Below are 18,493 nucleotides of genomic sequence, written 5' to 3'. Positions count from 1 at the left end.
CCGATGCTTGCGGTTTGGCTGGTGTTTTTATCCATCAGCCCCAGGGACCGTTGCATAAAAACTCCGCCGGCCTTGCGGGCGGCGGAGCGTTGTTGTCGAGGGCTGCCGCCTGGCGGCGGTCAGATCTGCATGGCGCCGGGGCCGGGGATGGCCTTTGGCGGCACCTTGCCGAGAATGATCATGCCGAGAACTTCGTCCTTGGTCACGTCCTCGGTGCGGGCATGGCCGACGACCTGGCCGTTCTTCATCACCGAGACGCGGTCGGCAAGGTCGAAGACGTCGTGGATGTCGTGGCTGATGAGGAAGATGCCGATGCCTTCTTTCTTCAGCTGCTTGATCAGCTCGCCGACCTGAGCCGTCTCCTGCGGGCCGAGCGCTGCCGTCGGCTCGTCCATAATCAGGATGCGGGCGTTGAAGAGGATCGCACGGGCGATCGCCACCGATTGCCGCTGGCCGCCCGAAAGCGCCTTCACCGGCTCCTTGAAGCGCTTGAAGTTGGGGTTGAGCCGCCCCATCACCTCGCGGGCCGAGGCTTCCATCGCGACGTCGTCGAGCGTGCCCCAGCGGGTCTTCAGTTCGCGGCCGAGATAGAGGTTGGCGGCGGCGTCGACGTTGTCGGCGACAGCGAGCGTCTGGTAGATCGTCTCGATGCCGTATTTCTTGGCATCGCGCGGATTGCGGATGTCGGCAGGCTCGCCGTTGATCAGGATCTCGCCGCCATCGCGCTTGTAGGCGCCGGAGAGGATCTTGATGAGCGTCGACTTGCCGGCGCCGTTATGGCCGAGCAATGCCACGACTTCGCCGGGGTAGAGATCGACCGAGGCATTGTCCACGGCGTGAATGCCGCCGAAGGAGATCGAGATGTTTTTCAGTTCCACGAGGGGAGTGCGTTGATCAGCCATGTCTAGGGCTCCTCTCACTTGGCACGGGCGCGGTAGACGGTGTCGAGCCAGACCGCCACGACAAGGACGGTGCCGACGACGACGCTCTGCAGCGGCGTATCGACATGCGCCAGCACCATGCCTGACTGCAGCGACTGCATGACGAGCGCGCCGAGCATGGCGCCGGCGATGGTGCCGGTGCCGCCTGCCAGCGACGTTCCGCCGATGACGGCGGCGGCGATGGTGTAGAGCTCGTCGAGCGTACCCTGCGAGTTGGTTGCGGCGTTGAGGCGCGCGGTGGAGATCGCCGCAGCAATGGCCGCGAGAATGCCCATCAGCGCGAAAATGCGCACGGTGACCCAGCGGGTCTTGATGCCGGCGAGCTCTGCCGCTTCCGGGTTGCCGCCGATCGCGAAGACGTAGCGGCCGAAGCGCAGGCGTGTGGCGATGAAGGTCATGATGATGCCGACGACGATAGCGATCAACACCGGCACGGCGATGCCGTAGGGGATATCCAGGCCGGTCTCGGGCCAGGGAATATTGTTGGTCTCGGCATATTTCTTGGCGATGTTGATCGGCCAGTAATAGCTGTTGGCGATCCAGACCGCGCCGAGGATGAGCACGCAGCTCAGGACGGCGAGGAAATATTCAGCCCACATCGGCCGGCGCGGGAAACCGAAGCGGCGGCGCTGCCGGCGTGAGCCGACGATGCTTGCGATCACGAAGAGGCAGGCGCAGATGCCGACGATCCAGCTCCAGGTGGCGCCGATCGAGCCCTCCGCGCCTCCGCCCATGATGCGGAAGGTCTGGTCCATCGGGGCAACCGTCTGGCCGCTGGTGACGAGCCAGGTGGCGCCGCGCCAGACGAGCAGGCCGCCGAGCGTGACGATGAACGAGGGGACGTTGAGGAAGGCGATGATGATGCCTTGGAAGGCGCCGATCAGGCAGCCTGCCGCTAATCCGACCAGCAGCGTGATCGCCCAGGTGAAGGGGCTGTCGAAGCCGATATATTCCGGCAGGATCTTGGCCTGCGTCACGCCCATGATCATGCCGCAGAGGCCGAGCACAGAACCGACCGACAGGTCGATGTTGCGGGTGACGATGATCAGCACCATGCCCGTCGTCATGACGGCGATGTCGGTCGTCTGGACCGAGAGATTCCAGAGATTGCGCGGGGTCAGGAAGAGGCCGCCGGTGATGATGTGGAAACCGATCCAGATGATGATCAGCGCGCCAATCATGCCGAGCAGACGTGTGTCGATCTCGGTGGCGCGGAAGAAGCGGGTCACCGGACTGGCTTCCGCCGCTCGCGGTCCGCTTGATGTTGTGGATTTTACCATTTCGGCCATGGGTTTGCCGTTCCCCCACTTTGTTTGGACGGATGCGCCGGCGTGCTAGAGGCTGCCATCGGCGTCATGCGTCTATTCTTCAACTCACCATCGCGATGCTTCCGGAAGCCGGTCGCGTGGCGTCGCGACACCCTTCCGGCAGGGAATGAAAACCCGCGATGGTGCGGCGAGGCGGAGAAAACTTCGTCGTTGTAATTCTCATCCGCATCCGGCGCCGCAACGGTGTTTCGCTGCGGCGCCGGCAATTCTAGTTTACAAGCCGTGGCTTACTTGCAGGCAGCGACGCTGTCGGCCTTGACGCCCTGGCACGCTTCCGCCTTGGAGATCCAGCCGGCGTCGATGACGACGTTCAGATTGTCCTTGGTGATCGCAAGCGGCTTCAGGAAGACCGACTGCATTTCGACGCCCTTCGGGCCGCCCTTGAAAGCCTGGGCGCCGTCGATCTTGCTCATGTCCTTGCCGCCGGCGAGGTCGAGAGCGATTTCAGCGGCGCGCTGGCCGAGTTCGCGGCTGTCCTTCCAGACGGAAACCGTCTGCGTGCCGAGAGCGATGCGGTTGAGCGCTGCCTTGTCACCGTCCTGGCCGGAAACCGGAACGGAGCCGGCGAGACCCTGTGCGTCGAGAGCGGCGATCGCGCCACCGGCGGTGCCGTCATTCGAGGCGACGACGGCGTCGACCTTGTTGTTGTTGGCGGTCAGGAACTGCTCCATGTTGCGCTGAGCGTTCTCCGGCAGCCAGCCGTCGGTATAGGCCTCGCCGACATTCTTGATCTTGCCGGCGTCGATGGCGGCCTTCAGGACTTCCTGCTGGCCCGAGAACAGGAAGTCGGCATTCGGATCGGAAGACGAGCCCTTGATGAAGACGTAGTTGCCTTCCGGCTTGGCCTTGAAAACGCCTTCAGCCTGCAGGCGGCCGACTTCCTTATTGTCGAAGGTGATGTAGAAAGCAGCCGGGTTTTCGATCAGGCGGTCATAGCCGACGACGGGGATGCCTTCAGCGGCGGCCTTCTCGATGGCCGGGCCGATCGCATCGGAGTCCTGGGCGAGAATGATCAGCGCGTTGGCGCCCTGCGAGATCAGCGATTCGACGTCGGTAAGCTGCTTTGCAGCAGAAGACTGCGCGTCAGCGGAAATATACTTGGCGCCCTTGGCTTCGAGAGCCTTCTTGATGGCGGCTTCGTCCGTCTTCCAGCGTTCTTCCTGGAAATTCGACCAGGAAACACCGACGACGAGATCGGCAGCCATGGCAGCGGTATGCACGGAAACGAGGATGGCCGCGCCGGCCATCAATTTCAAAATAGACTTCATAATGTCCTCCCGAGTGGATTGCGACCGGCCCAGCCCATGCTTCCTCCGGCCACCGCGAATAGCTGTCGAGAAAGGTTCGGATTTTTTTCTCGACAGTCGAGAAATTTAGTGTCAGAGATTTTTTCAACTGTCAACACTGCACTGCCAGCTTAATTTCCTTGCGAAACACCGGCTGGAGATGCAGTGGAAACCACGGGAAGAGCAAGCAGGAGGAGAGGGCGGCATTCATGCTGACCAAGTCGAGCACGGAGCTGGTCCGGCAGAGAAACAGCGTGCTCGTGCTGTCCGTGCTGCGTCGCCACGGTGCGCTCGCGCATACCGAAATATCAGATTTCACCAGGCTGTCATCGGCCACCATTTCGGCGATCACCACTGAGCTGGAAAAAGCCCAGATCATCGAAAAATCGGAACAGCAGCCGGCAAGCGGCCGCGGCCGGCCGCGCGTGCTGCTGCGTCAGCGGCGCGATTGCGGCTATCTCATCGTCGTCATCATCTCCTCGGATGCAGTGCAATATTCGCTGGTCGATTATGCCGGCAAGCTGATCGACCGCTTCAGTGAGGAGCGTTCGCATGATCCGGCAGGGGCCGTGCGTTTCGTCGCGGCGGTGCGGGCCGGGCTTTTGCGCATTCTCGATCGTTCGAAGATCAGCCAAGAAAAGGTGCTGCTGATCTCGATCAGCAGCAAGGGGCTGGTCAATTCCACCGAACCGGTTCTCGTCTGGTCGCCGATCTTCGGCAGCGATCAGATCGATTTCGAATCAGCACTCCGGCCGGAATGGCAGGCCAAGGTGATCCTCGACAACGAGACGCTGCTGGTCGCGGCGGCACTCGGCGCGCGCGAGGAGATGGTGAAGGGCGCCGATTTCCGCTCGCTCGCCGCCCTTTCGCTCGGCCATAGCGTCGGGCTCGGCATCGTCAGGCGCGGGAACCAGACGGGCCAGGAGATATCGGCACCCAATTTCGGGCACATGCTGCACATGGCCAATGGCGGGCTCTGCCGCTGTGGCACGCGTGGCTGCATCGAGGCCTATGCCGGTTTCTACGCGATCCTGCGCAGCGCCTTCGAGGTGCCGCTCGATACGATCCCGGCAAAGTTCGTGCCGGTGGCGGAACTGGACAAGATCGCCGCAAAGGCGCGCCAGGGCCACCGCGTCCCCGCCTTCGCCTTCCGCCAGGCGGGGCTGGCGCTCGGCAACGGGCTGTCGCGCATGCTGAGCCTGACGGAGCGCATGCCGATCGCCATCACCGGGCCGGGCACGCGTTATTACGACCTTCTTCGGCAAGGGATCGAAGAAGGTCTGGGGCAATCGCATATCGTGCGCATGGAAGGCATGCCCGAGATCAGGGTAGTGGCCGACGAGCAGATCCTCGTTTTCGAAGGGCATCTGAACCGGGCGCTGTCTGTCATCGACGAGGATATCGTTCTCTCGGGCGTTCAGGGAATCCAGGCATCGGCGACTGTTCAGGAATCGGGTTGAGGGTTTCTTTCAATCGACGTCTGGTGATTGCAGCAGCAAGGGGCCAGCCGGTATGCGACTTTGAGGGGCGTCGCGGCACCAAAGATCTCTGAAACGCGAAATGGCCGGGCGGGCGCCCGGCCATCTCATGCGTGGCTTCCGGTCGGGAGAGGGCCGTCAGCCGATCTTGATGAGCTTGCCTTCCTTGACGGACTGGACCGCGGCATCGGCGAGCGCCAGCGCTGCGAGACCATCAGCGCCTGATGGAGAGATCTTGGAGCCCTTCTCGATCGCGGCGATGAAGCTGGCGATCTCGTTGGCATAGGCTTCCGTATAACGGGTCATGAAGAAGTCATGCAGCGGCGGGCGGGTGTAGCCTTCGCCGTTTGCGACTTCGATGGAGACCGGGCGCTGGTTTTCGGCCGAGACGAGGCCCTTGGAGCCATGCGCCTCGATGCGCTGGTCGTAGCCGTAGGTGGCGCGGCGGGAGTTGGAGATGATGGCCTGCTTGCCGGATTTCGTCTGCAGGATCACCGAGACGCTGTCATAGTCGCCGGCTTCGCCGATCGCCTTGTCGACGAGGACGGCGGCGGTCGCCAGCACCGAGACCGGCTCCTCGCCGAGCAGGAAGCGGGCCATGTCGAAATCGTGGATCGTCATGTCGCGGAAGATACCGCCCGAGCGCTTGATGTAATCGACCGGCGGGGCGCCGGGATCGCGCGAGGTGATCGTCACCATCTCGACATCGCCGATCTTGCCTTCGTCGATGACCTTGCGGACAGCCATGAAATGCGGGTCGAAGCGGCGGTTGAAGCCGACCATCAACTTGGCGCCGGTCTCTTCCACCACCTTGATGCAGGCCTTGACGCGGGCGACGTCGAGATCGATCGGCTTCTCGCAGAAGATCGCCTTGCCGGCGCGGGCGAAGCGTTCGATCAGATCGGCATGGGTATCCGTCGGCGTGCAGATGACGACGGCGTCGATATCCTTGGCTGCCTCGATCGCCTCGATGGTGCGGACCTCGCAGCCATAGGCCGAGGCGATGGCTTCGGCTGCCTGCGGAAAGGCGTCGGCGACCGCGACGAGCTTTGCATTGGCGTCGCCGCTGACAGCCTTCGCATGAACCTTGCCGATGCGGCCGGCGCCAAGAAGACCAAATCTCACTGTCATTCCAACCTCCCTTGAATTCGGAACAAATAAACCGAATTGTCAAATTTCTGGAATTTTCATTCCACCTTCTCTGCGTCGCGTCAAGGCCTCGGATCTTTCACATTTGCAAGATTCGAACCAGAGCATTTCCTGCTCGGATTGAAGCGTTCTGCCGGAGCCGGCTTCTCGAACATTCGATACCGTTCGAGCCAACAGAATACTTTAATCTGCCCAGGAAAGGCTTTAGAGACAAGCGCGGCACAGGCCGAGGGCAGTGCGACATATCCGAGCGCGGGGCAAAGATGCAGCTGATCGATCCGAACCATCCGGCATACCGGCGCCTCTGGGTGCGAGTTGCCATCGTTGCCGTCTGCTTCGGCTGGGCCGTGGTCGAGTTCGTCACCGGCGACCCGTTCTGGGGCGTGCTCGCGGGCGGGGCGGGCGCCTATTCCTTCTATATATTGTTCTGGACCTTCAAGCCGCAGCCGCCGGCCACCGAGCCGGCCGCGCAGCCTGACGCCGAGGAAGAAGAAGGGCCCGCGGCGACCGCTGAAAAACCTTCCAAGGACGGGCAGGCGGAATAATCAGCGGGCGATTCGCCGCAGCGCTTCGTCGCATTGTCGCGAAGGGCAGGGCAACACCGTCGGGGGTGATTGGCGGCATGCTGGCCGGCGGTGCGGGGATCTGGGCCTTCGATCCGAAGCCACCGGAGATGGCGGCAGTCGTCACACCCGATGACCCGGACGGGGACGAGCGACAGTAGACGAAGAGAAGAGGGCCGAATAATCAAAGCCTGGCGCGATCTTTCCGATGCGCGCCAGGCTCGAGGTCTTTGTTTGATACGATCGCAAAACCGACGCACGGCTTCGCGTGTAGCCAGCACGATCTCCGGCGCATTCCCGTCCTGTCAGAGTGACAGTTCCTTGGCTTTCGCGTCGATCTTTTCGCAGGCATCCCCGAATGGATCGTGCGTCGGTACCAGCGGCGAAATGCCGAGCAGGAGAAGCGCTTTCAAATGTGACCAGCCACCTCCCAGCAACGGCGCAAAGGGTGTCATCACGATGCGTTCCTTGCCATAGAGACGCTCGTACTCTGGAAAATTGCGGAAGTTCTCGTGATTGCTGTTCTTCAGATGGAAGGACTCAGTCTCAGCACCTTCGGCAAGGATAACTTCGTGCGTATCGAGCATGACGGCATAGTACTCGATCGATCCGTCGGCGGCGGGAGTGACCGATGCAATCGTCTTGCCGTTTATGAGGTCCTTCACCTGGATCAGAACGCCGTTCAGGTACAGCGCATGGCCAGGCGACAGATAAAGATCCGAATGGGGTGTGTGCCCGTCCAGTGCGTGGCGGGAAACCCGGATCGGCACGACGTCCTTCTGCCAGCGCGCGCCGCTCTTCTTGAAGCTTTGGTGGCCGACCCACTTTACCGGACGGGTGCTTCCGTCAGGAAGGGCAACGCGATCGCCGATGCTGAGATCCTCGACAGGCTTCTCACCGCAATCCGTGAGGATCGCCGTTCCCCGCAGGAAACATTGTGGGCCGCTCCCGCTGCCGCCACCGCCACTGGAGCCACCACTTCCGCCTGAGCCACCGCTCCCGCCAGAGCCTCCGTGTCCACCGGAGCCGCCCCGTCCCCAAAGCCGCCCCAGCGCGTTGGCCGGAGAGGTGGAAATTGCTGTGGCCAAAGCTGCCACGCCGGCAAGACGAGCACCGGCGGCGGCGGCTACACCTAGAAAATGTCTGCGCGCGGTGTTGCGGGGCAGTTTCGGATCTTCCGTAGATGACATGTTGGCGCTCTCCTGAAAACATTTACACCGCCCTATGTTACAAGAGGTTGCATCGCATTCAATTTCGCTAAATAGCTACGGCCTACCAAAAAGGGAGTAGGCATGGTCTACTGGGGTCCCGAAATACGCTATTGCCGGTAGCAAAAAGCGGCAGATTTCTCTGCTACCCGAGCGCGAAAGAATCAAACTGGGTGCCATGGGCACCGGTTGAAGCGCAGGAAAAACAGCCCATATAGAACTCGCGAATCGAGCCGGAAACGGCGGTTCTTCCAAAGTCTCGGAACGTTTGCCTGCGTTCGCGAGAAAGCTTCAGCTGTGCGGCCGGCGGCGCATCGCCTCGTCGATCAGCAGATTGGCGATCATCATGCGCCTGTTGGCATTGCCGCGGAAAGGCTCTGCGACCCCATCAGGATGATTGGCCTTGGCAAAGGCGCGCCGTTTCTCGTTCAGCGTCTGTTGGGTATCGGTGGCAGCGATCGCCAGTTCCGCAGCGATCTCTTCCGGAGCGATGCGGGCGAGATGGTTCGGCATGACGGGCTCGGGTCGAGGTGCAGCCGTCGGTTCCAACGCGAGCGCGGCGGCGGCATCGAGATCCAGATTGTCGAAATAGGCCTGGCCGACGCGTTGTGAGGCGGCCGAGACAGCTTCCATGACATCGAAGGCCATGACATCGAAGGCAAGCCCGGTGCCGAGGCCGGAGACGCGATGGACGGCCGGCGCCTCGGCATCTTCGGCCGTCTCGTCCTCCGCCTTCAGCCGCTCGAGGACTGATTGAAATACCGACTGCCCGAACAGCATCCCGTCTTCCTTTCGAAGCGCGCATTAAAAGAGAGCAAGATGGCGCAGGGCTTGCGGCTGTCGTCAACCGGCCTGCTTGCGGCTCTCCTCGAGGATGATGTCGTAGAGCAGCCTTGCGCTCGGCGGCAGCGCCCGTTCCCTCGCCGTGATCATGCTGTAAGGCTTGACGTTGATGTCGAAATCGATCGGCAGCATGCGCACATCAGAGGCATTCGAGCCCTGGCTGGCAAGGAACTGGGCGACGTCGACGGCGACGGGAGCAATCGCATCGGTTTCGCAGATGATGGCGCAGGTCAAAAGCAGCGAGGAGGTGTTGACGATGTTTTCGGGCAGCGCCACGCCACGCGACAGGAAAACGTCCTCGATCGTGCGGCGCAACAGCGTACCCGGCGGCTGGAACACCCAGTCGTAATCCCTGACGTCGGCGAGGCTGCTCGTCTTCTGCTTCATCAGCGGATGGCTGCTGCGCACGATCAGGCAAGCCCGCTCGATGCCGATTTCCGTCACTTCGAACAGGCGCGGATTGAGATCATCGGGAATGCGGCCGATGATGAAGTCATGGCGGGCGGCGAGCAACTCGCGGGCAAGCACGTTGCTCGTCTCCACCTGGATGTTGATCTCGATGCCGGGATAGGCCTTGCGCACCTTGTTGATCGCCGGGACGACGAGGCTCATGGCCGGCGCCGTCACCGCGCCGATGAAGACCGAGCCGCCTTTGCCGCTTTTCAATTCACCGATCTCGCGGCTCGCCTCGCGCAGCTCCAGGAGGATCTTCCGAGCCCTTCGGGCAAGCGCTGCGCCGAAGGTCGTCAGCACCACGCCGCGGGCCACCCGCTCATAGAGCGACGTCTTGGTAATCGATTCCATTTCGGACAACATCCGCGATGCGGCGGGCTGCGAAATGTTCAGAACCTCGGCTGCGGCGGAAATCTGTCCGCTATCTTCGATTGCGACGATCATTCGCAGGTGATTCAGCTTAAGTCCTGCACGTAAAAGGCTGTCATCGCCGAAATTATCGCTGTGGATATCGACATGATCCATCGAAAATGGCTCGGAAACAATCGTCATGGTTGCAGCCTCCTCACTGCGTTCCATCAAAAGTAATACTTTTTAACGATATACCAAAATTGTTATGCATATTACCACTTATTCTATTTGACAGTTATAGGAATCCATACCAGTTTGCCGCCGTGTGCTGGTTGGCACTCAACACGTGTGAGATCGTGGAGGAGACCTACTTCGTTTCTCACCATCTGAAGTAACTATCCAATACGGAACCTGCCACAGTTTCGGGGCGGGCGATTTTTCGTCCGCTGCTCTATTAACAAGGGAGAGAGAAATGAAATCCATTATCTCATTGATGGCCGCGGCTGCCTTCGGCGTCGCTTCGTTCGTTATGCCGGCAATGGCGCAGGACAAGGGGCTTGTCGGTATCGCAATGCCGACGAAATCTTCGGCTCGCTGGATCGACGACGGTAACAACATCGTCAAGCAGCTTGAGGCCGCTGGCTACAAGACCGACCTGCAGTATGCTGACGACGATATTCCGAACCAGCTTTCGCAGATCGAAAACATGGTCACCAAGGGTGCCAAGGTTCTCGTCATCGCTTCGATCGACGGCACGACGCTTTCCGACGTTCTCCAGAAGGCTCATGACGCCAACATCAAGGTCATCGCCTATGACCGTCTGATCCGCGACTCGGCCAACGTCGACTACTACGCCACCTTCGACAACTTCCAGGTCGGCGTTCTGCAGGCTGGCTCCATCGTTGACGCCCTCGGTCTCAAGGATGGCAAGGGCCCGTTCAACATCGAACTGTTCGGCGGCTCGCCGGACGACAACAACGCCTTCTTCTTCTATGATGGCGCAATGTCCGTCCTGCAGCCCTACATCGACAGCGGCAAGCTCGTCGTGAAGTCCGGCCAGACCGGCATGGACAAGGTCGGCACGCTGCGTTGGGACGCGGCAACGGCCCAGGCCCGCATGGATAACCTTCTTTCGGCGAACTACACCGACGCCAAGGTCGATGCCGTCCTGTCTCCCTATGACGGTCTGTCGATCGGTATCATTTCGTCGCTGAAGGGTGTCGGCTACGGCACTCCGGACCAGCCGCTTCCGATTGTTTCCGGTCAGGACGCCGAAGTTCCGTCGGTCAAGTCGATCATCGCAGGCGAACAGTACTCGACGGTCTTCAAGGACACTCGCGAACTCGCCAAGGTCACCGTTGCCATGGTCGATGCCGTCATGTCCGGCAAGGAGCCCGAGGTCAACGATACGAAGACCTACGACAACGGCGTCAAGATCGTTCCGTCCTATCTGCTGAAGCCGGTTGCTGTCGACAAGACCAACTACAAGCAGATCCTCGTCGACGGCGGTTACTACACCGAAGACAAGCTGAAGTAATGAGAGAGACCGGAACCCGCGCTTGCGGGTTCCGGTCTTCGATTTTATGATCGCCCGGCCGCTCGACGGCCGGAGGCGCTGGAACTTTGACTATGGACAATACCATCCTCGAAATGCGGAGCATCACCAAGACGTTCCCGGGCGTCAAGGCGCTGGAGAATGTGAACCTCAAGGTTCGCCAGGGTGAGATCCACGCGTTGGTAGGCGAAAACGGGGCCGGCAAATCGACCCTGATGAAAGTGCTATCGGGCGTCTATCCGACAGGAAGCTATGAAGGCGACATCGTCTATGAAGGCGAGACGCGCAACTTCAAGGTCCTGAAGGACTCTGAAGAAATCGGCATCGTCATCATCCACCAGGAGCTGGCGCTCGTGCCGCTGCTGTCGATTGGCGAAAACATCTTCCTCGGCAACGAGAATGCCAAGAACGGCGTCATCAGCTGGGAAGAGACGTTCAACCGCACGAAGAAGCTGCTCACCAAGGTGGGCCTGCGCGAATCTCCGAACACGCTGGTCACCGACATTGGCGTTGGCAAGCAGCAGCTCGTCGAGATCGCCAAGGCGCTGTCGAAGAGCGTCAAGCTGCTCATCCTCGATGAGCCTACCGCTTCGCTCAATGAAAAGGACTCGGACGCGCTGCTCAATCTGCTGATCGAGTTCCGCAACCAGGGCATCACTTCGATCATCATTTCCCACAAGCTGAACGAGATCCGTAAGGTCGCCGACCAGATCACCGTCCTGCGCGACGGCATGACCGTCAAGACACTCGACTGTCACACGGACGAGATCAGCGAAGACATCATCATCAAGAACATGGTGGGCCGAGATCTGGCCGACCGTTATCCGCCGCGCTCCGTGCCGATCGGCGAGACGATCTTCGAAGTGAAGAACTGGAACGCCTATCACCAGCAGCACCGCGACCGCCAAGTGCTGCACGATATCAACGTCAACGTCCGCAAGGGCGAGGTCGTCGGCATTGCCGGTCTCATGGGTGCTGGTCGCACCGAATTCGCAATGAGCGTTTTCGGCAAATCCTATGGCCACAAAGTCAGCGGCGAGGTCTTCGTCAATGGCAAGGCTGTCGATGTCAGCACTGTACGCAAGGCGATCGACGCCGGTCTTGCCTATGTCACCGAGGACCGCAAGCAACTCGGTCTCGTGCTCAGCGACAGCATCCTGCACAATACGACGCTTGCCAACCTCAATGGGATTTCGAGCAACAGCGTCATCGACGACATCAAGGAGATGAAGGTCGCGACCGACTACCGGTCGAAGCTGCGCATCCGCTCCTCTGGCGTTTTCCAGGAAACGGTCAATCTTTCGGGAGGCAACCAGCAGAAGGTCGTGCTGTCGAAGTGGCTGTTTTCCGATCCCGATATTTTGATCCTCGACGAGCCGACCCGCGGTATCGACGTTGGCGCAAAGTACGAAATCTATACTATCATCAACCAGCTTGCCGCCGATGGAAAGGGCGTTCTGATGATCTCGTCGGAAATGCCCGAACTGCTTGGCACATGTGACCGCATCTACGTGATGAACGAAGGACGCATCGTCGCGGAATTGCCGAAGGGAGAAGCAAGCCAGGAAACTATCATGCGCGCTATCATGCGCTCAGGGGAGAAGAGACAATGACTCCGGTCAACCCGACAACCGAGCATAGCAACGTCGTTTCCGTTGCCGATTATGTCCGCGGCAATATTCGTGAATACGGCATGCTCATCGCACTCGTCGCGATCATGGTGTTCTTCCAGTTGTATACCGGCGGCATTCTCTTCAAGCCGGTCAACCTGACGAACCTTGTTCTGCAGAATTCCTTCATCGTCATCATGGCGCTCGGCATGTTGCTCGTCATCGTCGCCGGCCATATCGACCTGTCGGTGGGCTCGATCGTCGCCTTCGTCGGTGCGCTCGCGGCGATCTTCACCGTGTCATGGGGCATGAACTTCTGGCTTGCCGGCCTGATCTGCCTGATCGTGGGCGGCATCATCGGCGCGGCGCAGGGCTATTTCATCGCCTATCACCGCATCCCGTCGTTCATCGTGACGCTTGCAGGCATGCTTGTTTTCCGCGGCCTGACGCTGACGGTTCTGAACGGCAAGAACATCGGTCCGTTCCCGAAGGAGTTTCAGGTTATCAGCACCGGCTTCCTGCCGGGGGGCATGATCGACATTGCCGGCATACCCGTGCAGTCAACGTCGCTGATCCTGACCGTGATCCTGCCTGTCATCCTCTTCTACCTCGCCTGGCGCCGCCGCAAGGTGAACGAAGACCACGGAATCGATGTCGAGCCGATGGGCTTCTTCATCGTCCAGAACCTGGTCGTTTCGCTCGCCATCCTGTGGATCGGCTATCAGCTCTCCACCTATAAGGGCCTGCCGAACGTTCTCGTCGTCATGCTGGTGCTGATTGCGATCTACGCCTTCATCACCCGCCGGACCACGATCGGCCGTCGCATCTATGCCATGGGCGGCAATTCGAAGGCGACCAAGCTTTCAGGCATCAATACCGAGCGGCTGAGCTTCTACACCTTCGTCAATATGGGCGTGCTTGCAGGCCTTGCAGGCATGATCATCGCGCTTCGCCTGAACTCGGCAACACCGAAGGCCGGCGTCGGTTTCGAACTCGACGTCATTGCGGCCTGCTTCATCGGCGGCGCCTCGGCGTCCGGCGGCGTCGGCAAAATCACCGGTGCGGTCATCGGCGCGTTCATCATGGGCGTCATGAATAACGGTATGTCGATCGTCGGGCTCGGCATCGACTTCCAGCAGATGGTGAAGGGCCTCGTGCTTCTCGCCGCAGTGTTCTTCGACGTTTACAACAAGAACAAGGGCTGAGCGCCTCAAGGCGCCAGCCAGGCATTCGGAGTCCTATGAATGATGGATTCCGGCTCCTGATGGAGCCGGACAGGCGGAGCTTTTTCCTGTCTTCGCCGAAACGAGAAGGATCGAAGACGTGCTTATTTCACAGATCAAGGGTGCAAATGGAGAGATCATCGTCGCCGTGCGGGAGCAGGGCGGCGCTGCAAGGTTGGTCAAGAACGCCGTCAGCGTCTATGCGCTGGCGATGGAAGCCGCAGACGGTGGCAAGTCTCTTGCCTCGGTCATCGAAGCGCATGGCTACGGCGATGCCGTCGATCTTGAAAAGGCCTATGCGGAAGGCCACTTCCTCCCGCCGATCACCCATCCCGATGCCGCGCACCTGCATCTGACCGGCACCGGCCTGACGCATTTGGGCTCGGCGGCAACGCGCGATTCCATGCACAAGAAGACCACCGAGGCCGCCGAGGAAACCCTCACGGACTCGATGAAGATGTTCAAGATGGGTCTCGAGAACGGCAAGCCGAAGGCCGGCGAAAAGGGCGTCCAGCCCGAATGGTTCTACAAGGGCAACGGCCATGGCGCCGCAGCCCCCGGCGCCCCGCTCATCTCGCCCTCCTTCGCGCTCGACGGCGGCGAAGAGCCGGAGATGGCCGGCATCTACGTGATCGCCAAGGACGGCTCGCCCTTCCGTATCGGTTTTGCGCTGTCGAACGAATTTTCCGATCACGTCACCGAGCGGATCAACTATCTCTATCTCGCCCATTCGAAGCTGCGCCCGGCCAGCTTCGGCCCGGAAATCCGTGTCGGCGCGGCCCCTGAGGATATTCGCGGCACCTCGCGCATCAAGCGCGGCGACAAGGTGATCTTCGAAAAGCCGTTCCTATCAGGTGAGGTGAACATGTCGCACACCTTCGCCAATCTGGAATATCACCATTTCAAATACGGCCTCTTCCGTGCTCCAGGCGATGTGCATGTCCATATGTTCGGCACGGCGACCCTCTCCTTTGCGGACGGCGTCAAGACCGAAGAGGGCGATGTCTTCGAGATCGAAGTTGCCGAATTCGGCCTGGCGCTCCGCAACCCGCTGAAGGTGGCCGCCGAGGAAGAGATCGCCGTCAGGCAGCTCTGAATTCAAGACCTGGCCGCATTCGGCGGCCGGCTCTTTGCTCGTAAACGGTAAAGGAGGCTTGTTAAGCCCATGACCATTTATCAAAATCTGATCGCCGGCGAATGGGTCGGCTCGAACGCGACGAAGAACATCAACCCGTCGGATACGAATGAGGTTGTCGGCCTCTATGCCGACGGAAGCGCAGATGACACGAGAAACGCCATTGCCGCCGCCAAGGCCGCCTTCCCAGCCTGGTCGCGCTCGGGCATCTGGGAGCGCCACGTCATCCTGAAGAAGACGGGCGACGAGATCATGGCGCGCAAGGACGAACTGGGCGCGCTGCTTGCCCGCGAAGAGGGCAAGACGCTGCCGGAAGCCACGGGCGAGGTGATCCGCGCGTCGCAGATTTTCGAATTCTTCGCCGGTGAGGCGCTGCGGCTGGCCGGCGAAATCATTCCGTCGGTTCGCCCGAATATCGGCGTCGAGATCACCCGCGAGGCGCTTGGCGTCATCGGCATCATCACGCCGTGGAACTTCCCGATCGCCATTCCCGCCTGGAAGATCGCGCCGGCGCTCTGCTACGGCAACACTATCGTCTTCAAGCCGGCCGAACTGGTGCCCGCCTGTTCCTGGGCGATCGTCGATATTCTCAACCGTGCCGGCCTGCCGAAGGGCGTGCTGAACCTCGTCATGGGCAAGGGCTCGGTCGTCGGCCAGGCCATGCTCGAAAGCCCCGACGTTCACGGCATCACCTTCACCGGTTCCACTGGCACCGGCAGGCGCGTCGCCGCGGCCTCCATCGAGCATAACCGCAAGTTCCAGCTGGAAATGGGCGGCAAGAACCCGATGGTCGTGCTTGACGATGCCGATCTCAACGTCGCCGTCGAGGCCGCCGCCAATTCCGGTTTCTTCTCCACCGGCCAGCGCTGCACCGCCTCCTCGCGCCTGATCGTCACCGAAGGCATTCACGACAAGTTCGTCGCAGCACTCACCGACAAGCTGAAGACGCTGGTCGTCGACAACGCCCTGAAAGCCGGCACCCATATCGGCCCCGTCGTCGATGAGCGGCAGTTGAAGACCGATACCGACTATATCGAGATCGGCAAGTCGGAAGGCGCCAAACTCGCCTTCGGCGGCGAAGTGATCTCGCGCGACACGCCCGGCTTCTACCTGCAGCCGACGCTGTTTACCGAGGCGACCAACCAGATGCGGATTTCGCGCGAGGAGATCTTCGGGCCTGTGGTCTCGGTGATCCGGGCGAAGGATTACGACGAGGCGCTTGCCATCGCCAACGACACGCCGCTCGGGCTCTCCGCCGGCATCGCCACGACCAGCCTGAAGCATGCCACGCACTTCAAGCGCAATTCCGAGGCCGGCATGGTGATGGTCAACCTGCCGACGGCAGGCGTCGATTTCCACGTGCCGTTCGGCGGCCGCAAGGGCTCGTCCTACGGCCCGCGCGAGCAGGGCAAGTACGCCGCCGAATTCTACACAACCGTCAAGACCGCCTACACCCTGGCTTGAGACAAGTGCGATAACCCGGGCCGTACGAGGCGGTCCGGCGATATCCTGAAGGATAGAGACGATGAAAAAGAAAGCGGAATGGCCGCGCAGGCTGAGGTCGCAGGAATGGTACGGCGGTACGAGCCGCGACGTGATTTATCACCGCGGCTGGCTTAAGAACCAGGGTTATCCGCACGACCTGTTCGACGGCCGGCCGGTGATCGGCATCCTCAACACCTGGTCGGATATGACCCCGTGCAACGGTCATCTCAGAGAGCTCGCCGAGAAGGTGAAGGCGGGCGTATGGGAGGCCGGCGGCTTCCCGCTTGAGGTGCCGGTGTTCTCGGCATCCGAAAACACCTTCCGCCCGACCGCGATGATGTACCGCAATCTTGCCGCGCTCGCGGTAGAGGAGGCGATCCGCGGCCAGCCGATGGATGGCTGCGTACTGCTGGTGGGCTGCGACAAGACCACGCCGTCGCTTATCATGGGGGCCGCTTCCTGCGACTTGCCTTCGATCGTCGTCACAGGCGGGCCGATGCTGAACGGTTATTTCCGTGGCGAACGAGTCGGCTCGGGCACGCATCTGTGGAAGTTTTCCGAAATGGTGAAGGCCGGCGAGATGACGCAGGCCGAATTCCTCGAGGCTGAGGCCTCGATGAGCCGTTCGTCGGGCACCTGCAACACCATGGGCACCGCCTCCACCATGGCTTCCATGGCCGAGGCGCTCGGCATGGCGCTCTCCGGCAATGCTGCGATCCCAGGCGTCGATTCCCGCCGCAAGGTCATGGCGCAGCTGACCGGCCGGCGTATCGTGCAGATGGTCAAGGACGACCTGAAGCCCTCCGAGATCATGACGAAGCAAGCCTTCGAGAATGCCATCCGCACCAACGCGGCCATCGGCGGATCGACCAACGCCGTTATCCACCTGCTCGCCATCGCCGGACGTGTCGGCATCGATCTTTCGCTTGACGACTGGGATCGCTGCGGTCGTGACGTCCCGACCATCGTCAACCTGATGCCGTCGGGCAAGTACCTGATGGAGGAGTTCTTCTATGCCGGCGGCCTGCCTGTCGTGCTGAAGCGCCTCGGCGAGGCGGGCCTCCTGCACAAGGATGCGCTCACGGTATCCGGCGAAACCGTCTGGGACGAGGTCAAGGACGTCGTCAACTGGAACGAAGACGTTATCCTGCCGGCCGAAAAGGCGCTGACAGCTTCGGGCGGCATCGTCGTGCTGCGCGGCAATCTCGCGCCGAAGGGCGCGGTGTTGAAGCCTTCGGCGGCTTCGCCGCATCTGCTGGTGCACAAGGGCAGGGCTGTTGTCTTCGAGGACATCGACGACTACAAGGCCAAGATCAACGACGACAGCCTCGACATCGACGAAACCTGCATCATGGTCATGAAGAACTGTGGGCCGAAGGGCTATCCCGGGATGGCCGAGGTCGGCAATATGGGGCTGCCGCCGAAGGTGCTGAAGAAGGGCATCCTCGATATGGTGCGCATTTCCGACGCCCGCATGTCCGGAACGGCCTACGGCACCGTCGTCCTGCACACCTCGCCGGAAGCGGCGGTCGGCGGGCCACTCGCTGTCGTGAAAAACGGCGACATGATCGAGCTTGATGTGCCGAACCGTCGTCTGCATCTCGACATTTCCGATGAGGAACTGGCGCGGCGGCTTGCCGAATGGCAGCCGAACCATGATCTGCCCACATCCGGCTATGCCTTCCTGCATCAGCAGCATGTCGAAGGGGCAGATACCGGCGCCGACCTTGATTTCCTCAAGGGATGTCGCGGAAACGCGGTCGGCAAGGACAGCCACTAAAGCGCGTCGCGATCTTTCAGATTCGCTCCTGGCGCTTTAGGTCTTTGTTTTACGCATGTCGTTGTCGCAAAACCGCTGCATACTTTTGCGCGACATGCTTTAGTG

The 18,493-nt window shown here is 60.9% G+C and carries 15 protein-coding genes; 8 read left to right on the top strand and 7 right to left on the bottom strand.

Features of this window, described 5'->3' with window-relative positions:
* Positions 1 to 119: 119 nt before the first annotated feature.
* From OLZ32_RS07980 to xylF, 3 genes are all read right to left on the bottom strand, one after another.
* Positions 120 to 902, bottom strand: a complete 783-nt coding sequence (locus OLZ32_RS07980) for an ATP-binding cassette domain-containing protein (RefSeq protein WP_003542059.1) — start codon at positions 900 to 902, stop codon at positions 120 to 122.
* A 14-nt stretch (positions 903 to 916) separates the two neighbouring features.
* A complete protein-coding gene (locus tag OLZ32_RS07975; protein ID WP_017989150.1) occupies positions 917 to 2,230 on the bottom strand; it encodes a sugar ABC transporter permease in 1,314 nt (437 codons plus the stop codon).
* A 266-nt stretch (positions 2,231 to 2,496) separates the two neighbouring features.
* The gene (gene xylF / locus OLZ32_RS07970) at positions 2,497 to 3,537 is read right to left on the bottom strand and encodes a D-xylose ABC transporter substrate-binding protein (protein ID WP_003542055.1); all 1,041 of its coding nucleotides are present in this window, start codon (positions 3,535 to 3,537) and stop codon (positions 2,497 to 2,499) included.
* 227 nt (positions 3,538 to 3,764) lie between these two features.
* Between xylF and OLZ32_RS07965 the strand changes: the two genes are divergently transcribed.
* Positions 3,765 to 5,015 carry an ROK family transcriptional regulator gene (locus tag OLZ32_RS07965; RefSeq protein WP_017989148.1) on the top strand — a complete coding sequence of 417 codons (1,251 nt, stop codon included), beginning with the start codon at positions 3,765 to 3,767 and terminating at the stop codon, positions 5,013 to 5,015.
* A gap of 156 nt (positions 5,016 to 5,171) precedes the next feature.
* Here OLZ32_RS07965 and iolG read toward each other — a convergent pair whose 3' ends face one another.
* The gene (gene iolG, locus OLZ32_RS07960; protein WP_017989147.1) at positions 5,172 to 6,164 is read right to left on the bottom strand and encodes an inositol 2-dehydrogenase; all 993 of its coding nucleotides are present in this window, start codon (positions 6,162 to 6,164) and stop codon (positions 5,172 to 5,174) included.
* 281 nt (positions 6,165 to 6,445) lie between these two features.
* Here iolG and OLZ32_RS07955 point away from each other — a divergent pair, with 281 nt between their 5' ends.
* The gene (locus OLZ32_RS07955; protein WP_003542043.1) at positions 6,446 to 6,727 is read left to right on the top strand and encodes a hypothetical protein; all 282 of its coding nucleotides are present in this window, start codon (positions 6,446 to 6,448) and stop codon (positions 6,725 to 6,727) included.
* A 323-nt stretch (positions 6,728 to 7,050) separates the two neighbouring features.
* Here the strand turns inward: OLZ32_RS07955 and OLZ32_RS07950 are convergent, their stop codons facing one another.
* The 3 genes from OLZ32_RS07950 to OLZ32_RS07940 form a co-directional block, all read right to left on the bottom strand.
* Positions 7,051 to 7,935 carry a Hint domain-containing protein gene (locus OLZ32_RS07950; protein WP_264397531.1) on the bottom strand — a complete coding sequence of 295 codons (885 nt, stop codon included), beginning with the start codon at positions 7,933 to 7,935 and terminating at the stop codon, positions 7,051 to 7,053.
* A gap of 309 nt (positions 7,936 to 8,244) precedes the next feature.
* Positions 8,245 to 8,733 carry a hypothetical protein gene (locus OLZ32_RS07945; protein WP_003542039.1) on the bottom strand — a complete coding sequence of 163 codons (489 nt, stop codon included), beginning with the start codon at positions 8,731 to 8,733 and terminating at the stop codon, positions 8,245 to 8,247.
* A 63-nt stretch (positions 8,734 to 8,796) separates the two neighbouring features.
* A complete protein-coding gene (locus tag OLZ32_RS07940; RefSeq protein ID WP_003542037.1) occupies positions 8,797 to 9,801 on the bottom strand; it encodes a LysR family transcriptional regulator in 1,005 nt (334 codons plus the stop codon).
* A 271-nt stretch (positions 9,802 to 10,072) separates the two neighbouring features.
* Between OLZ32_RS07940 and chvE the strand changes: the two genes are divergently transcribed.
* The 6 genes from chvE to araD all read left to right on the top strand — a co-directional run bounded on the left by chvE (position 10,073) and on the right by araD (position 18,388).
* On the top strand, positions 10,073 to 11,137 hold the full coding sequence (gene chvE / locus OLZ32_RS07935) for a multiple monosaccharide ABC transporter substrate-binding protein (protein ID WP_003542035.1): 1,065 nt from the start codon (positions 10,073 to 10,075) through the stop codon (positions 11,135 to 11,137).
* Positions 11,138 to 11,229: 92 nt separating this feature from the next.
* On the top strand, positions 11,230 to 12,768 hold the full coding sequence (mmsA, locus tag OLZ32_RS07930) for a multiple monosaccharide ABC transporter ATP-binding protein (RefSeq protein WP_003542034.1): 1,539 nt from the start codon (positions 11,230 to 11,232) through the stop codon (positions 12,766 to 12,768).
* Positions 12,765 to 13,970, top strand: coding sequence for a multiple monosaccharide ABC transporter permease (mmsB, locus tag OLZ32_RS07925; RefSeq protein ID WP_003542033.1), 1,206 nt, complete (start codon positions 12,765 to 12,767; stop codon positions 13,968 to 13,970). Before mmsA ends, mmsB begins: the two co-directional genes overlap by 4 nt.
* Before the next feature lie 118 nt (positions 13,971 to 14,088).
* Positions 14,089 to 15,084 (top strand): AraD1 family protein, encoded by a 996-nt coding sequence (gene araD1, locus OLZ32_RS07920; RefSeq protein WP_003542032.1) that lies wholly within the window; start codon positions 14,089 to 14,091, stop codon positions 15,082 to 15,084.
* 69 nt (positions 15,085 to 15,153) lie between these two features.
* Positions 15,154 to 16,587: an aldehyde dehydrogenase family protein gene (locus OLZ32_RS07915; protein ID WP_264397532.1), complete on the top strand. Its 1,434-nt coding sequence runs from the start codon at positions 15,154 to 15,156 to the stop codon at positions 16,585 to 16,587.
* Between the two features lie 61 nt (positions 16,588 to 16,648).
* The gene (gene araD, locus OLZ32_RS07910; protein WP_017989145.1) at positions 16,649 to 18,388 is read left to right on the top strand and encodes an L-arabinonate dehydratase; all 1,740 of its coding nucleotides are present in this window, start codon (positions 16,649 to 16,651) and stop codon (positions 18,386 to 18,388) included.
* The last annotated feature ends 105 nt before the right edge of the window (positions 18,389 to 18,493 follow it).

Source organism: Rhizobium acaciae, from assembly GCF_025941625.1.
Taxonomy (GTDB): Bacteria; Pseudomonadota; Alphaproteobacteria; order Rhizobiales; family Rhizobiaceae; genus Rhizobium; species Rhizobium acaciae.
The sequence above is the reverse complement of the archived record's forward strand: the minus strand, read 5'-3'. Positions and strand labels throughout refer to the sequence as shown.

What these genes read in the sequence shown, in the direction of transcription:
- OLZ32_RS07980 (WP_003542059.1), bottom strand. Translation starts at nt 902, where the DNA reads ATGGCTGATCAACGCACTCCCCTCGTGGAACTGAAAAACATCTCGATC.
- OLZ32_RS07975 (WP_017989150.1), bottom strand. Translation starts at nt 2,230, where the DNA reads ATGGCCGAAATGGTAAAATCCACAACATCAAGCGGACCGCGAGCGGCG.
- xylF (WP_003542055.1), bottom strand. Translation starts at nt 3,537, where the DNA reads ATGAAGTCTATTTTGAAATTGATGGCCGGCGCGGCCATCCTCGTTTCC.
- OLZ32_RS07965 (WP_017989148.1), top strand. Translation starts at nt 3,765, where the DNA reads ATGCTGACCAAGTCGAGCACGGAGCTGGTCCGGCAGAGAAACAGCGTG.
- iolG (WP_017989147.1), bottom strand. Translation starts at nt 6,164, where the DNA reads ATGACAGTGAGATTTGGTCTTCTTGGCGCCGGCCGCATCGGCAAGGTT.
- OLZ32_RS07955 (WP_003542043.1), top strand. Translation starts at nt 6,446, where the DNA reads ATGCAGCTGATCGATCCGAACCATCCGGCATACCGGCGCCTCTGGGTG.
- OLZ32_RS07950 (WP_264397531.1), bottom strand. Translation starts at nt 7,935, where the DNA reads ATGTCATCTACGGAAGATCCGAAACTGCCCCGCAACACCGCGCGCAGA.
- OLZ32_RS07945 (WP_003542039.1), bottom strand. Translation starts at nt 8,733, where the DNA reads ATGCTGTTCGGGCAGTCGGTATTTCAATCAGTCCTCGAGCGGCTGAAG.
- OLZ32_RS07940 (WP_003542037.1), bottom strand. Translation starts at nt 9,801, where the DNA reads ATGACGATTGTTTCCGAGCCATTTTCGATGGATCATGTCGATATCCAC.
- chvE (WP_003542035.1), top strand. Translation starts at nt 10,073, where the DNA reads ATGAAATCCATTATCTCATTGATGGCCGCGGCTGCCTTCGGCGTCGCT.
- mmsA (WP_003542034.1), top strand. Translation starts at nt 11,230, where the DNA reads ATGGACAATACCATCCTCGAAATGCGGAGCATCACCAAGACGTTCCCG.
- mmsB (WP_003542033.1), top strand. Translation starts at nt 12,765, where the DNA reads ATGACTCCGGTCAACCCGACAACCGAGCATAGCAACGTCGTTTCCGTT.
- OLZ32_RS07915 (WP_264397532.1), top strand. Translation starts at nt 15,154, where the DNA reads ATGACCATTTATCAAAATCTGATCGCCGGCGAATGGGTCGGCTCGAAC.
- araD (WP_017989145.1), top strand. Translation starts at nt 16,649, where the DNA reads ATGAAAAAGAAAGCGGAATGGCCGCGCAGGCTGAGGTCGCAGGAATGG.